This is a genomic window from Actinoplanes ianthinogenes (assembly GCF_018324205.1).
Lineage (GTDB): Bacteria > Actinomycetota > Actinomycetes > Mycobacteriales > Micromonosporaceae > Actinoplanes > Actinoplanes ianthinogenes.
On the sequence record NZ_AP023356.1, the window covers coordinates 1,655,156 to 1,669,366 of the forward strand.

General features: G+C 70.6%; 12 protein-coding genes. 6 read left to right on the plus strand and 6 right to left on the minus strand.

The window, feature by feature from the left end; genetic code table 11:
• Positions 1–81 precede the first annotated feature (81 nt).
• The 3 genes from Aiant_RS07565 to Aiant_RS07575 are packed head-to-tail and all read right to left on the minus strand — an operon-like array spanning position 82 to position 4,125.
• A complete protein-coding gene (locus Aiant_RS07565; protein WP_189332710.1) occupies positions 82–1,779 on the minus strand; it encodes a glycerol-3-phosphate dehydrogenase/oxidase in 1,698 nt (565 codons plus the stop codon).
• A complete protein-coding gene (glpK, locus tag Aiant_RS07570; RefSeq protein ID WP_189332709.1) occupies positions 1,779–3,296 on the minus strand; it encodes a glycerol kinase GlpK in 1,518 nt (505 codons plus the stop codon). The genes Aiant_RS07565 and glpK (Aiant_RS07570) overlap by 1 nt, the downstream gene beginning before the upstream one ends.
• Positions 3,289–4,125 carry an MIP/aquaporin family protein gene (locus Aiant_RS07575; protein WP_189332708.1) on the minus strand — a complete coding sequence of 279 codons (837 nt, stop codon included), beginning with the start codon at positions 4,123–4,125 and terminating at the stop codon, positions 3,289–3,291. Before Aiant_RS07575 ends, glpK (Aiant_RS07570) begins: the two co-directional genes overlap by 8 nt.
• A gap of 290 nt (positions 4,126–4,415) precedes the next feature.
• Between Aiant_RS07575 and Aiant_RS07580 the strand changes: the two genes are divergently transcribed.
• From Aiant_RS07580 to Aiant_RS07600, 5 genes are all read left to right on the plus strand, one after another.
• On the plus strand, positions 4,416–5,171 hold the full coding sequence (locus Aiant_RS07580; protein WP_189332707.1) for an IclR family transcriptional regulator: 756 nt from the start codon (positions 4,416–4,418) through the stop codon (positions 5,169–5,171).
• Positions 5,172–5,184: 13 nt separating this feature from the next.
• Positions 5,185–6,684 carry a glycerol kinase GlpK gene (glpK, locus tag Aiant_RS07585; protein ID WP_189332706.1) on the plus strand — a complete coding sequence of 500 codons (1,500 nt, stop codon included), beginning with the start codon at positions 5,185–5,187 and terminating at the stop codon, positions 6,682–6,684.
• Between the two features lie 9 nt (positions 6,685–6,693).
• Positions 6,694–7,383, plus strand: coding sequence for a nucleotidyltransferase family protein (locus tag Aiant_RS07590; RefSeq protein WP_189332705.1), 690 nt, complete (start codon positions 6,694–6,696; stop codon positions 7,381–7,383).
• Positions 7,384–7,591: 208 nt separating this feature from the next.
• Positions 7,592–8,257: an NADPH-dependent F420 reductase gene (locus tag Aiant_RS07595; protein WP_229830520.1), complete on the plus strand. Its 666-nt coding sequence runs from the start codon at positions 7,592–7,594 to the stop codon at positions 8,255–8,257.
• Positions 8,258–8,391: 134 nt separating this feature from the next.
• Entirely contained in the window at positions 8,392–8,865 is a 474-nt protein-coding gene (locus Aiant_RS07600; RefSeq protein ID WP_189332703.1) for a hypothetical protein, read from the plus strand.
• Here the strand turns inward: Aiant_RS07600 and Aiant_RS07605 are convergent.
• Complete coding sequence (locus tag Aiant_RS07605; RefSeq protein ID WP_189332702.1) at positions 8,855–9,391, minus strand: hypothetical protein; 537 nt, start codon at positions 9,389–9,391, stop codon at positions 8,855–8,857. The two genes, Aiant_RS07600 and Aiant_RS07605, sit on opposite strands and share 11 nt — an antisense overlap.
• A 93-nt stretch (positions 9,392–9,484) precedes the next feature.
• Between Aiant_RS07605 and Aiant_RS07610 the strand changes: the two genes are divergently transcribed.
• Positions 9,485–10,072 carry a lipoprotein gene (locus tag Aiant_RS07610; protein ID WP_189332701.1) on the plus strand — a complete coding sequence of 196 codons (588 nt, stop codon included), beginning with the start codon at positions 9,485–9,487 and terminating at the stop codon, positions 10,070–10,072.
• A gap of 41 nt (positions 10,073–10,113) precedes the next feature.
• Here Aiant_RS07610 and Aiant_RS45500 read toward each other — a convergent pair whose 3' ends face one another.
• Together Aiant_RS45500 and Aiant_RS07620 are read right to left on the minus strand one after the other, a co-directional pair.
• On the minus strand, positions 10,114–12,822 hold the full coding sequence (locus tag Aiant_RS45500) for a S8 family serine peptidase (RefSeq protein WP_189332700.1): 2,709 nt from the start codon (positions 12,820–12,822) through the stop codon (positions 10,114–10,116).
• 174 nt (positions 12,823–12,996) lie between these two features.
• Complete coding sequence (locus Aiant_RS07620; RefSeq protein ID WP_189332699.1) at positions 12,997–14,028, minus strand: lipid II:glycine glycyltransferase FemX; 1,032 nt, start codon at positions 14,026–14,028, stop codon at positions 12,997–12,999.
• Positions 14,029–14,211: the final 183 nt, after the last annotated feature.

Here is a 14,211-nt window from a genome sequence, read left to right on the forward strand (position 1 = left end):
GTGGCCGGCATGGTCGCGGGCCCACGCCGGCGTGCCCTCGGCTACCTGATCAACCTCGCCAAGACAGTGGTGGGAAAGCGGTCAGGAAACCTTGACCGGCACCACCTCCGGAGCGCCGAGCCGCGCAGCGTCGGCAGTCTCGTCGTCCTGCTGCTCCTGGGAGGCCCGCTCCGCCTCGACCCGGAGGCGATAATTTTCCACCTCGCGGTCGCGCTGTTCCTTGGTCCAGCCCAGAACGCGGCCCATCAGTTCGGCCGCCTCCGAGGCTGACGCCGTGCCCCGGTCGAACGTCTCGATCGAGATCCGGGTGCGGCGGGTCAGCACGTCGACCAGGTGCCGGGCGCCCTCGGCCGCAGCGGCATAGACCACCTCGGCCCGCAGGTAGTCGTCGGCCCCCTCCAGCGGGCGGCCCAGGGACGGATCCTCCTCGATCATCTGCAGCAGGTCCTTGATCAGTGATCCGTATCGGCCCAGCAGGTGCTCGACCCGGGCCACGTGCAGACCCGACTCGCCGGCGATCAGGCCACGCCTGTTCCAGAGTGCCGGGAAGCCCTCCGCGCCGACCAGCGGGATCCTGTCGGTGCAGCACTTGGCGATCGGCCGGTTCAGGTTGAAGGCGCAGGCGTCGACCGCGTCCTTGGCCATCACCCGGTAGGTGGTGTACTTGCCGCCGGCCACCACCACCAAGCCTGGCACCGGACTGCCCACCATGTGCTCGCGGGACAGTTTCGAGGTGGACTCCGACTCGCCGGAGAGCAGCGGCCGCAGGCCGGCATAGACGCCCTGCACGTCGGAGCGCTCCAGCGGCGTGGACAACACCTTGTTGACCTCGGTTAGCAGGTAGTCGATGTCCTTGGCGGAGGCCGCCGGGTGTGCCTTGTCCAGGTTCCAATCGGTGTCGGTGGTGCCGACGATCCAGTGCCGGCCCCACGGGATCACGAACAGCACGCTGCTCGCGGTCCGCAGGATCAGCCCGGTGGTCGACTGGATCCGGTCGCGCGGGACGACCAGGTGGATGCCTTTGGAGGCGCGGACGTGGAACTGGCCGCGCTCGCCCGCGAGGGACTGGGTCTCGTCGGTCCACACCCCGGTCGCGTTGATCACCTGCTGGGCGCGGATCTCGAAGGTCCGGTCGTACTCCAGGTCGCGGGCGGTGACGCCGGTGACCCGCTCGCCCTCCCGGAGGAAGCCGGTGACCTCGACCCGGTTGGCCACGTGCGCGCCGTAGGCGGCCGCGGTCCGGGCCAGGAACATGGTGTGCCGGGCGTCGTCGACCTGCGCGTCGTAATAGGTCAGCGCGCCTTTCAGCGCGTCCTTGCGCAGCGCCGGGCAGGCCCGCAGCGCGCCGCGCCGGGTCAGATGCCGATGGTTCGGCAGCGAACTGGACCAGGCCATCGTGTCGTAGAGGGTGACGCCCGCCCCGGCGTACGCCCGCTCCCACACGTGGTGTTTGAGCGGGTAGAGGAAACGCACCGGGCGGGCCAGGTGCGGGGCCAGGCGGGAGAGGATCAGGCCCCGCTCCCGCAGCGCCTCCCGGACCAGCCCGAAGTCGAGCATCTCCAGGTAGCGCAGGCCGCCGTGGATCAGCTTGCTGGACCGGCTGGAGGTGCCGGAGGCGAAGTCACGCGCCTCGAGCAGCCCCACGGAGAGACCCCGCGTGACCGCGTCGAGCGCGCAACCCGCCCCCACCACTCCCCCACCGATGACCAGCACGTCCACCTCGGCCACCTCGAGGGCGGCCAGCGCGGCGTCCCGTGTCTCAGGTGAGAGTTTCGACATCAGTCCACATCCACCCAGTCGAGGGTCCGCTGCACCGCCTTCTTCCAGCGGCCGTACCCCTGTTCCCGCTGGTCGGACGACCAGCTGGGCTGCCAGCGCTGCGACTCGTTCCAGTTGTCCCGGAGCTCGTCGGTGGACTTCCAGAAACCGACCGCGAGCCCGGCCGCGTACGCCGCGCCGAGTGCCGTGGTCTCGGCGACCACCGGCCGGCTGACCGGCACGCCGAGCACGTCGGCCTGGATCTGCATGCACAGGTTGTTGCCGGTGATCCCGCCGTCCACCTTGAGCACGTCCAGGTGCACGCCGGAGTCCTGCGCCATCGCGTCGACCACGTCCCGGGTCTGGTAGCAGATCGCCTCGAGGGTGGCCCGGGCGATGTGCGCGTCGGTGTTGAACCGGGACAGCCCGACGATCGCGCCGCGCGCGTCGGACCGCCAGTAGGGCGCGAAGAGCCCGGAGAACGCGGGCACGAAGTAGACCCCGCCGCTGTCCTGCACCTGCGCGGCCAGCGACTCGCTCTGGTCGGCCGACCTGATGATTTTCAGCTGGTCGCGCAGCCACTGCACGGCGGAGCCGGTGACCGCGATCGAGCCCTCCAGGGCATAGACCGGGGCGGCGTCGCCGAGCTTGTAGCAGACCGTGGTGAGCAGACCGTTCTCCGAGCGGACCAGGTTGGTCCCGGTGTTGAGCAGCATGAAGTTGCCGGTGCCGTACGTGTTCTTGGCCTCGCCGGGCGCGAAGCAGACCTGCCCGACCGTGGCGGCCTGCTGGTCACCGAGGTCGCCGGTGAGCGGCACCACGCCGCCGAGCGGGCCCTCGACCCGCGCCTCGCCGTAACCGGTCGGATCCGACGAGGGCCGGATCTGCGGCAGCATCTGACGCGGGATGTTGAAGAACGACAGCAGCTCGTCGTCCCAGTCGAGGGTCTCCAGATTCATCAGCATGGTCCGGCTGGCGTTGGTCACGTCGGTCACGTGGTTACCGCCGTTGGCGCCACCGGTGATGTTCCACAACAGCCAGCTGTCCGTGTTGCCGAAGATGGCGTCGCCGCGCTCGGCCGCCTCCCGGACGCCGTCGACATTCTCCAGAATCCACTGGATCTTGCCGGCGGAGAAGTAGGTGGCCGGCGGCAAGCCGGCCTTGCGCCGGATCACGTCGCCCCGCCCGTCGCGGTCGAGCGCCGCGGCGATCCGGTCGGTGCGGGTGTCCTGCCAGACGATCGCGTTGTAATAGGGCCGGCCGGTGCGCCGGTCCCAGACCACCGAGGTCTCCCGCTGGTTGGTGATGCCGACCGCGGCCAGGTCGGCGGCGGTCAGATTCGCCCTCTGCAGCGCGGTGCGCACCACCGCCACGGTGCGCTCCCAGATCTCGATCGGGTTGTGCTCGACCCAGCCGGCCTGCGGCAGGATCTGCTCGTGCTCGAGCTGGTGCCGGGCCACCTCGTTGCCGCCATGGTCGAAGATCATGAAACGGGTGCTGGTCGTGCCCTGGTCAACGGCACCGACGAAGTCAGCCACGGTTCGCCTCCACGCTCTCGTCCTCGGACGGGATCCTGCCGACCTCCTGCGGACCCGCCGCGGAAATGAATATTCCGACCAGATACTTGTACAGGCCGGCCCCGACAATTCCACCGATGATCGGCCCCACGATCGGGATCCAGAAGTAGAGATAGCCGGTTTGATCTCGGAACGCGGTCTCGTACCCGGTCAGGAAACTGGCCAGGCGCGGACCGAAGTCACGGGCCGGGTTGATCGCGTATCCGGCGTTGGTGCCCCAGGCCATGCCGATCGCGACCACGAGCAGGCCGATGACGAACGGGGCCATGTTGGCCTGCGGCGGGGTGCTGGCCAGGTCAGTCAGCGCCATGATCACGAAGAGCAGGATCGCCGTACCGATGATCTGGTCGCGGAACGCGCCCCACTCACCGACCGGCAGGCTGCCGTTGCCCGGCAGCGTGGAGAAGACGCCCTGGGTCTTGATGGTGAGCCCGGGGTCCTTGGCGTTGAGGACCTCGGTGTAGTTCCACCGCACCAGCAGCGCGGCGACGAACGCTCCGAGGAACTGCGCGCCGATGAACGGCAGCACCTTCCGCCACTCGAAGCCCTTCCAGACGGCGAGCGCGAGGGTCACCGCCGGGTTGAGGTGGGCGCCGCTGAGTCGCGCCGCCACGTATACGCCGAGGGTGACGCCCAGGCCCCAGGCCCAGGAGATGCTGTCGTGGTCGCCGATGCCTCCGGCCACGACCTGCGCCACCACCCCGCATCCGAACAGGATCAGGATCATCGTGCCGGCGAACTCACCCATCAGCTCGCCGAACAGTCCACCAACTTTGAATCGTGCGGCCATGCTCCCTCCTTCGTCCGATGCCAACCGACGCTCGCGTCGGTCTGGCGGGGGACGCGGGGCTGCGGCGTGGCCCAGGTGGCGCCTGACGGCGTCCGCGGAAAGGCCACATACAACACCGGTATGCGACCTTTCCGCGGCCGACGCCAGCCACCACCTGGACCTCGCCTCGCACCCACGTCCCCCGCCAGACCGACGCTAGGAACGCCGGTGGCCGGGAGCAACGAACAGCGGTCGGCATTGTCGAACATCAATTACGGCGGGTCGTAGCACGGTCGCATAGAGTGCGAAACATGCCGGGAACCGTGCAGTCCATCGAGCGAGCGGCCGCGATCCTGCGGATGCTCGCCGGCGGGCCGGGCCGGCTCGGGCTCAGCGAGATCGCCCGCTCCCTCGACCTGGCCAAAGGCACCACGCACGGGATCCTGCGCACGCTTCAGGGGGTCGGCTTCGTCGAGCAGGACCGGGTGTCCGGGCAGTACCAGCTCGGTGCCGCCCTGCTGCACCTGGGGACCAGCTATCTGGACATCAACGAGCTGCGGTCCCGCTCGATCAACTGGGCGGATCCGCTGGCCGCGCGCAGCGGGGAGGCGGTCCGGATCGGGACCGTGTACGAGGGGCAGGTGCTCGTCGTGCACCACGTGTTCCGGCCGGACGACACCTTCCAGACCCTGGACGTGGGGGCCTTGCTGCCGTTGCACGCCACGGCGCTCGGGAAGGTGCTGCTGGCGTACCGGGCGGGCGTCCTCGATCCGGACCTGCCGGCCTACACCCGGAAGACATTGGTCACGTCACGCGAGCTCGGTGCGGCCCTGGAGCAGATCCGGGCGTGCGGCTGGGGCGCCGACGTCGAGGAGCACATCCTCGGCGAGGCCGCGGTCGCCGCACCGATCCGCGGTTACGGCGGGCTGGTGATCGGCGCCATCGGCGTCTCCGGACAAGTCGAACGGATCTGCGACAGCCACTACAAACCACGCCCGCACCTGGTCACCGGCGTGCGGGACGCGGCCCGGGCGATCTCCAGGGATTTGGGAGCGGCCCGGCCATAGGAGGGACACGGACATGTCCGAGCGCTACGTGGTCGCGATCGACCAGGGCACCACCTCGACCCGGTGCATCGTGTTCGACCGGCACGGGCGGCTGGTCTCCCTGGCCCAGCAGGAGCACAAGCAGCACTTCCCGAAACCGGGCTGGGTGGAGCACGACGCCATGGAGATCTGGCGCAACGTGGAGCGCCTGGCGCCGCGGGCGCTGCGCCGGGCCGGAATCACCCTCGACCAGGTGGCCGCGGTCGGCATCGCCAATCAGCGGGAGACCACGGTGATCTGGGACCGGCTGACCGGCGTCCCGATCGGGCGCGCGATCATCTGGCAGGACACCAGGACCGACGCGCTCGTTCACGACCTCGCGTCGCGGTCACTGGCAGCTCGTATTTCTGATATCTCCGGTTTGCCGCTGGCGACGTATTTTTCCGGGCCGCGACTGCGCTGGATGCTCGATCACACGCCCGGCCTCCAGCAGCGGGCGGAGCGCGGTGAGGTGCTCTGCGGGACCATGGAGACCTGGCTGATCTGGAACATGACCCGCGGCGCGCACGTCACCGACGTGACCAACGCCAGCCGCACCATGCTGCTCGACGTGCACACCCTCGACTGGTCACCGGAGGCGCTCGACTTCTTCGGGATCCCCCGCGCGATGTTGCCGGAGGTCAGGGCTTCGATCGGCGCCTTCGGCACCGCTTCGGAGGCATTTCCCGGGGTACGCATCGGCGCCGCCCTCGGTGATCAGCAGGCCGCCCTGTTCGGCCAGACCTGCTTCACCTCCGGCGAGGCCAAGTGCACGTACGGCACCGGGAGCTTCCTGCTGCTCAACACCGGTCACGAGCTGATCCGGCCGGGGCACGGGCTGCTCAGCACGGTCGCGTACCAGGTCGCCGGCTCCCCGGCCAGTTACGCCCTGGAGGGCTCGATCGCGATCACCGGCTCGCTGGTCCAGTGGTTCCGCGACCAGCTGGAGCTGATCTCCAGTGCCCCGGAGATCGAGACGCTGGCCCGGACGGTCGCGGACAACGGCGGGTGCTACATCGTGCCGGCGTTCTCCGGGCTGTACGCGCCGCACTGGCGATCCGAGGCGCGCGGGGTGATCGTGGGGCTGACCTCGTACATCACCAAGGGGCATCTGGCCCGCGCGGTCCTGGAGGCGACCGCCTGGCAGACCCGCGAGGTGGTCGACGCGATGAACGCGAACTCCGGCCTGGCCCTGAAAACCCTCAAGGTCGACGGCGGGATGACCGCGGACAACCTGCTGATGCAGATGATCGCGGACGTCCTGGACGTGCCGGTGGTCCGGCCGCTGGCGGTGGAGACGGTCTCGCTCGGCGCGGCCTACGCGGCCGGGCTGGCCGTCGGATACTGGCCGGATTTGGACGGCCTGCGCCGCAACTGGCACATCGCCGGCCAGTGGATGCCGGCCATGGACCCGGATCTGCGCAAGACCGAGTACGCCAACTGGCAGCGCGCCGTGGAACGCACCTTCGACTGGATCCAGCCCGCGGCCGACTAGCGTGGCGGCATGAAAGCGGTCGACGAGTTCGGCGACCGGCTGGCGGCCGCCGGCTGGGCGACCGACCTGCTGGTCGCCGGGTCCCTCGCGACCGGCGACTACATACCCGGCGTCAGCGACCTCGACCTGGTCGCGATCGTGCCGGCGGTCCCCGATCCGGCCCGGATCGCCGCGATGCACGCCGGCGTCGACCCGGCGCTCAACCTGGGCTGCGTCTACGTGTGCGCGGACCGCCTCGGCGACCTGGCCGCCGAGCATCCGACCTGGACGCACGGGATGCTGGTGCGGCGGATCCTCTCCGGCGTCACCCGGGCCGAGCTGGTCCGGCACGGCTATCCGATCTTCGGCCGGGCGCCGGGCGAGCTGCTGCCCCCGATGAGCGACGACGACATCCGCGCCGCGGCCCGGGCCGAGCTCACCGGTTACTGGGCGTGGGCCGCCCGCCGCCCGTGGATCTTCCGGGACCCGGTGCTCGCCGACCTGAGCCTCACCTCGATGGCTCGTGGCCGGCACGCCCTGCGGCACGGCACGCTGCTGACGAAGTCGCGGGCCGTGGCGGAGGCGGCCGCGCCACCGTGGCTGATCGCCCAGCTCCGGGCCCGCCGCCGGGGTGAGCCCGTGTCCTCCCCGCGCCTGCGGACGGGCTGGGTGGCCTGGCGCGACGCCCGGCGTACCGTCGCCGCCGCCCGCGCGCAGTAGCCGGCGGGCCCGCACAGAGCACGATGGACAGGAGCGGGGCGGGCAGCGGCTCGGCGCGCTCGCCCCGAGCCGCTCCGTCACCGGATGGAGCCGCTGGAGGGCGCCCTGTCACCCAAGATCCACCCCGTCGAACCGATCCCGGATGTGCCACCTGTCACGTCTGGGGCCCGGCCGGAATCGGGGCGGGACGAGCGGGGTTCGCGCTGGTATGACGACGATCGGACTCATCGGCAGTGGAAACATCGGGAGCACCGTGGCGCAGCTCGCCGTGGCCGCCGGGTATGACGTGGTGCTGAGCAACTCCCGCGGGCCGGAGACCCTGGCGGGCCTCGTCGCGGAGCTGGGGCCGCGGGCGCGGGCCGGGACGGCGGCCGACGCTGCCGCGGCCGGGGACATCGTGGTGGTGACCGTGCCGCTGAAGGCCTATGCGGACGTGCCGGTCGAGCCGCTCGCGGGCAAGGTCGTGATCGACACGAACAACTACTACCCGGAGCGGGACGGGCAGATCGCCGCCCTGGACGAGGACACGAGCACCACCGGTGAGCTGCTCCAGCAGCACCTCGCGGACAGCAAGGTGGTGAAGGGCTTCAACAACATCTGGTTCGGGCACCTGGCCACCCTGGCCCGTCCGGCGGGTTCGGCGGAGCGGTCCGCACTGCCGATCGCCGGTGACGACGCGGCGGCGAAACTCGTGGTCACCGAGTTCCTCGACCGGATCGGCTACGACGCGGTGGACGTCGGGCCGCTCGCCGAGAACTGGCGGACCCAGCGGGACACCCCGGTCTACGTGACGCCGTACGGGCCGTACGGCGAGCCGGGGACCCCGGCAAGCGCGGCGACCGTCCGCGACGCGGTCGCGGCAGCGAAACGCTGACCCCGGCAAGCGCCGCGGCCATCCACGTGGCGGAGGCCAGAGGCTGACCCCGGCGGGGCTGGTCGTCACCCATGGCGACCAGCCCCGACGCCGTGCGACACTGGGCCGCCGAATCGCCCGCGCGGAGGCCCGAGATGCGAAAAAGCCTGGTCATCGCCGCCGCGGCCGTGGCCGGGATCGGCACGGCGGTCGCCGCCTCACGCGGCGGCGGGCCACAGCCCCGGCCACCGGCCCCGATGATCACGCCCGTCCCGGTCAGCGACGCCACCACCGGCGCGGTGACCCGTCCCGCCCTGTCCGCCTCGATCACCCCGGCACCGAGCACGCCCGGCGCCCGGCCGCACACGACGGCCCCGTCCGCCCGGCCGCGGGTCACCGCCACCCGGACCACCGGCCCGGTCGTCGCGCCACCGACCGACCTGCCACCGGCCCGTCCGCCGACGACCGGCAGGCCGCTGCACCCGACGGCGCCGATCAGCCCGCCCCCGCCCCCGACGGGCGGCGTCGAGGACGACGAGACCACGGATCACGGGGGTGCGGAGACGGCGAACGCCCGCGACCACCACGGCCACGGGCGCTCGGAGCACACGGCGTACGTCAGAAGTTGACCGGAACACCCACGGTCTTGCAGGCGGTGGTGAACGCCGTGCCCGCCTTCTCGAACTCGGGCGCCGCGGCCGCATCGACCGGGTCGGACGCCGCCGCGGCCTTGGCCGCCTCGTCCGAGATCTTCCGGGCCGCCGTCGCGACGGTGCTCTCCGGCGCCTGGTCGAGCGCCTGGTTCACCGCCTTGGTGAAGTCGTCGAGGATCTTCTTGGCGTCGGCCGGCTTGATGTCGCCGTTGTTCGCCTTCATGATCGTGAGCATCGCGGTCTTCATCGACTCGCCGGCCGTGTTGGTGGCCTCGCAGATCACCTTGTCGGCGTTCCCGCCGCCGGCCGGTGCGGGGATGGCCCCGTTCTGCGACGGGGTGTTGTCCGGCCGGGGCGCGTCGGACGGGGCCGAGGCGACGCTGCTGGCGGCGGGGGCGGTGGTGGGCGTGCTGCCCGCCTCGGTCTTGTCGTCGTCGGAGCAGGCGCTGAGGCTGAGCGCGGCGGCGGTGAACAGGACTGCGGCGGTAATCCGGGTACGCATCACGGCGGGTACGCTAGCCGATGCGAAAAGTGAGATCAACTCATCTTTCCCTCACCCGTCCGGCCTGAGCGGCAACTCTATACTTCCCTTCCTGTGAAGACCCTGTGCCGCACCGCCCTGCTCACCGCCCTCGCCACCCTGGCCCTGACCGGCTGCGACAGCGAGGAGAAGAAGACACCGGCCACGGCGAGCAAAGAGCCGGCGACGGCCAAGGTCGGCGCCGCCGGCAGCGGCTGCGAGCTGCCGGTCAGCTTCGGCATCGCCGACGGCTGGAAGCCCAAGCAGGTCACCGTCACGGCCGACGACCCGCTGGCCGCCCTGGCCAGGAAGGGCCCGTTCACGATGGCCTGCGAGATCGACGCCAAGCCGGCCGGCAACCTCGGCTTCCTCCGCGTCTGGACCGGCGAGCGGGCCGAGCTGAAGCCGGCCCTGACCGCGTTCATCGGCGACAAGGCGCAGGAGCCGGCGTTCACCGAGACGCCGATCGGCGGCAAGCCCGGCCTGACCGTCGACTACCAGCAGAAGAGCCAGCTCGACGGCACCCTGGAAAAGGAGTCGGCGTTCGTCGTCGACTCGGGCAAGGGCCTGGTGCTGGTCTCGCTGGACAGCTTCGACAGCGGCGAGCACACCGAAATGCTGCCCGCCTACGAGCTGGCGCAGAAGACGCTGGTCCTGAATTGAGGACGTTCTCCCGGCCCTCCGGATGGGCCGGGAGAACCCATTCAGGAACGGAAGTCGTCGTGCGTGATGTACTGCCCGGTCGGCGGCGTCACCGTGCTGCGATTCGCACCCGATTCCCAGATCACCGAACCGTCCGGATTCTTGACCAGGTATTTGAACTCGACCGCCGTGTTCGGCGGCAGGTTCACCGCCCCGGACCAGGTCGGATAGCCGTCCGCACCGAGCGGCACCGCCCGATTCGGGTCCCAGCCACCCAGCTCAGCGATGTTGCCGGCGACGAAGACGTTCTGTCCCCAGACGGTTTCGCGATGCACGTTGAAGGTGGCCGCGATCCGATTCACGGCTCCCGGGGCGAAGGTCACCCCGACGCTTTCGCTGACCACCGATTTCCCGTACGCGAAAGCCAGCCCCACCGTCCCGTCCGCGTTCTCCACCCCGATCGTGGCACTGTTCCCACCCGTGCGAGCCCCGGACAGATCCCGATAGCGATATGTCACCCGCCCGTCCGAGTGCAGGATCGCGCTGATCGACAGCCGCTGCGTCTCGTCCCCGAAGAACCGCACGTTGCGCCACTCGACCACGAACGTGTCCGCGTCCGCGGCGGTGTAGACGCCCGCCGCGTCGTCCACGTAGAGGTCGTCCCAGAACGGGTAGAGCGCGTTGTTCGGCACGGCCGTGTCCGGCAGATCCGTGTTGGCGTAGGAGTGCACCGCCTGATCAAAAGCGATCACGCCGTTCGTGCTCACCCAGGCGTGCCGGTACCCGGTCCCGTAGAACGGCACCGCGAACGGCAGCGTCACCTCGGCCGCCGCGTCGTCACCGGTCAGATCCACCCGGGTGGTTCCCGGCCGGTACGCCTCCTCGGCCGGGGTGCAGGCGTACCCGAAAGCGTCCCTGACCTGGCTCAGCGCGACATCGACCGTGACGTCCCCGCGGACCGTGAGTGATCGGGTCGCTCCGGTGGCGCAGCCACCCAGCGGATCCACCTTGAGCTGGTAATCCCCGTGCGGGGCAGCGAGCCGATAGGCGCCGTCGGCGCCCGTGGTGACCGAGACCGGCGTGCCCGCGAGCGCGACCGTCGCGCCCGCCGCCGGGTCGCCGCCGACGCTGACCACCCCGCTCACGATGCCGGACGCACTCGCCGTGAGCGCCGCGTCGGCCCGCACCGAGTCGCCCTCGCCGACCGTCACCGCGAGCTGGAAGCTGTCATAGCCGAAAGCGGTCACGCTCAGCTGATACCGGCCCGCCGGGAGGCGGCCGAACCGGTAGCCGCCGTCGGCCGCGCTGGAGGTGGTCCGGGTGGCCGGACCGGTGACGGTGACCGTCGCGCCGGCGAGCGCGCCACCGGCCCCGGTGACCGTGCCGGTGAGCGTCCCGGCCGGGCTGAGCGCCAGGCTGACCGCCGCGTACGCGTCGAGCCGCCCCTGCCCGAAGACGTTGTTGTCGGCGGCCGTCCCGCCGCACGAGGTGTCGTCGGCGTCGGTGGCGGTGACGTCGAGGATCTCCCGGGTGGCCGTCAGGTCCCGGCGCAGCGCGGGCACCGCCGCCCAGATCAGCGCGACGGTCGCCGCGGTGTGCGGGGAGGCCATCGACGTCCCGCTGTACGAGGCGTAGGCGTCGCCCGGCACGCTGGAGCGGACGTCGACGCCGGGCGCGGCCAGGTCCGGCTTGATCCCGCCGTCCTGCCCGGTGCCCCGGCTGGAGAACGAGGCGATCGCGCCGGTCACGTCGAACGCGCCGGACGAGTACACGTCGGTGTAGGAGCCGGGCGTGGTCGCGGTGGCGCAGCCCGGTCCGGAGTTGCCGTTGGAGAACGCCGGGAAGATGCCGGCCGCGGTCCAGGCGCGGACCACGTCGGAGTACCACGGGTCGAAGCCGGCCGCGCCGCCCCAGGAGTTGTTGACGATGTCCGGGGCCAGGTCGGGCCGGGGGTTCGCGCCGCTGAGATCGGTCGGCGCGACGATCCACTGACCGGCCGCGAGCAGCGCGGACGCGGAACAGGACTGCGACTCGCAGCCCTTCGCGGCGATCCACTTCGCGCCCGGGGCGACGCCGATGCCGTCCGCGCCGACCATCGTGCCCATGGTGTGCGTGCCGTGCCCGGCGTTGTCGCACGGCGCGGCGCCGGAGCAGACGTGCGACGGGTCGTACCAGTTGTAGTCGTGCCGGTAGGAACCGTCGGCCTGCCGCCCGCGGTAGGACGCGGCCAGCGCCGGGTGATCGAACTGGACGCCGGTGTCCACGTTGGCGATCACGATGCCCTGCCCGGTGTCGCCCTTCTCCGCCCAGACCCGGGGCGCGCCGATCCGGTCGATGTTCCACTCGTTGCCCTGCACCTCGGCCTGCGCGCTCCCGGCGGCCGGCTTCGGCAGCACGATCGGGGTGTCCGCGACGATCCCCTTCACGTCGGGGCGGGCGGCGATCTCCTTGCGCAGCGCGGCGGTTCCGGTGACCTTGATGGTGTCGGCGATCCAGAAGCTCTCGAACGGCACCTTGCGCTTGCCGAGCAGCTCCCGCAGCCCGGCCTGGTGGAGCCGCGCGCCGGTCTGCGCGGCCCGGACCACGGCCTGCCCCCGCGCGGCCTTGGTCTTCGCGCCGCTCGCGGCGCTGAAGTCGGTCTTCTCCCGCAACAGCACCCAGAAGGTGCTGGTGCCGGCGTCCGCCGCGGCGGCGGGCGCGGTCAGCGCCAGGGCCGCCATGACGGCCACGCCGACTCCGGCGATCCAGCGCCGGATTCCCTCGTGTGTCATTGACGGAACGCTATTGACGGCAACCATTCAACGCAAGCTCTTGCTGTTCTTGCATTGCGTTTCAGCCGCGTGACGACTCAGTAAAAGGCCAGTTCAAGACGGATTTCAGCACAAGATCAGATGCAAAGAGCGATTAGCGTACGCATGAAAGTCGCACGTTTCTTTCAAAGTCTTTCACGGGCGCGTAACAGCCTCGGGCTCCTTGAAACGAGTCAGCCGCGCCGCCGTCCGCTGCTTGAGCGCGAACGCCTGCTTCGCGGTGTCCCGGAGCGTGGCGATCAGCGGCGACCGCGACTGCCGCCCCCACGGGACCGGAACCTCGACGGTGCCGTACTTCTCCTTGTAGGAGTTCGAGCCGACGAAGTCGAACTCGGTCACCCCGCGCGCCCTGGCCCACCGCAGCGCGTGCCAGATCAGCGCCTCGTTCGGACGCAGGTGCTGGTGCTCGCGGTAACTCGCGCCGCCCCAGAAGTACATGGTCCGGTGGTACCAGGGCAGCACCGCGGTGGCGATGCACCGGCCGTCGCCGTCGCGAGCCCTCAGCAGAGTGATCCGGCCCGCCGGAGCGAGATGTCGGATCAACGACTTCACCCGTTCCACCGAATAGGTGGGAACCAGATTCTGCTTCGCGAAAACGTCCCGCAATTGATCGTAGAATTCGTCGGCGAATGCCGGATCCGGCTCCGCCTCCTCAATGATCACGCCGGACTTGGCGGCCTTCCGGATATTGCGCCGGCAGGCACTGGCCATCGCGCCGAACAGGGCGTCCTCGTCCGGGCTCAGGTCGATCACCGCGGTGGGCGCCGCGTCCCAGCGCAGGTCCAGGCCGGTCCAGTCGGCCTCGGTCGCGGCCCGGTCCCGCACCTCCAGGTGCGCACAGCCCAGCTGGTCGAAGGCGAACCCCGGCAACGCCCGCAGGGCAGCCCGCCGGGACACCCCTGGCTGGAGGTTGAATCCCTGGTAGGAGGTGGTCCAGCCGGCCATCGGACTGCCCAGGATGCGCAGGCCCCAGCGGCGGGTGAGCAGACCGGTGAAGTGGCCCACCGTGGCGCCGTCGTCGCTGACCGTGGCCAGCACCGGCTCGGCGCGCTGACACTCGGCCACGAACGCGAGCCACTCCGGAGTGTGGAAGATGAGGCGGTCCTGGTAGGTGGCTCGGTCGGCGGTGAGGGCGGCACTCGGCTCCACCCGTTGCAGTCGAAGCATCCGTTCGCCTCGCTCGAATAGGCGTAGAAGCCGGATGATGCCCGGCCGGACGGCCATTCCGCAAGGCCCGGAAGGACCATTCCTGAATTGACGTGAATGATCCTCGCGTTCGGGGTGACAATTGCTACTGCCGCTCACCGGTATCCATTTGTCAGGGTGATGGGAACCGACGAGCGGGAGGGT

Bases quoted from the DNA above. Each gene is read 5' to 3' on its own strand.
- Aiant_RS07565 (WP_189332710.1), bottom strand. From the start codon at position 1,779: ATGTCGAAACTCTCACCTGAGACACGGGACGCCGCGCTGGCCGCCCTC.
- Aiant_RS07575 (WP_189332708.1), bottom strand. From the start codon at position 4,125: ATGGCCGCACGATTCAAAGTTGGTGGACTGTTCGGCGAGCTGATGGGT.
- Aiant_RS07580 (WP_189332707.1), top strand. From the start codon at position 4,416: ATGCCGGGAACCGTGCAGTCCATCGAGCGAGCGGCCGCGATCCTGCGG.
- glpK (WP_189332706.1), top strand. From the start codon at position 5,185: ATGTCCGAGCGCTACGTGGTCGCGATCGACCAGGGCACCACCTCGACC.
- Aiant_RS07590 (WP_189332705.1), top strand. From the start codon at position 6,694: ATGAAAGCGGTCGACGAGTTCGGCGACCGGCTGGCGGCCGCCGGCTGG.
- Aiant_RS07595 (WP_229830520.1), top strand. From the start codon at position 7,592: ATGACGACGATCGGACTCATCGGCAGTGGAAACATCGGGAGCACCGTG.
- Aiant_RS07600 (WP_189332703.1), top strand. From the start codon at position 8,392: ATGCGAAAAAGCCTGGTCATCGCCGCCGCGGCCGTGGCCGGGATCGGC.
- Aiant_RS07605 (WP_189332702.1), bottom strand. From the start codon at position 9,391: ATGCGTACCCGGATTACCGCCGCAGTCCTGTTCACCGCCGCCGCGCTC.
- Aiant_RS45500 (WP_189332700.1), bottom strand. From the start codon at position 12,822: ATGACACACGAGGGAATCCGGCGCTGGATCGCCGGAGTCGGCGTGGCC.
- Aiant_RS07620 (WP_189332699.1), bottom strand. From the start codon at position 14,028: ATGCTTCGACTGCAACGGGTGGAGCCGAGTGCCGCCCTCACCGCCGAC.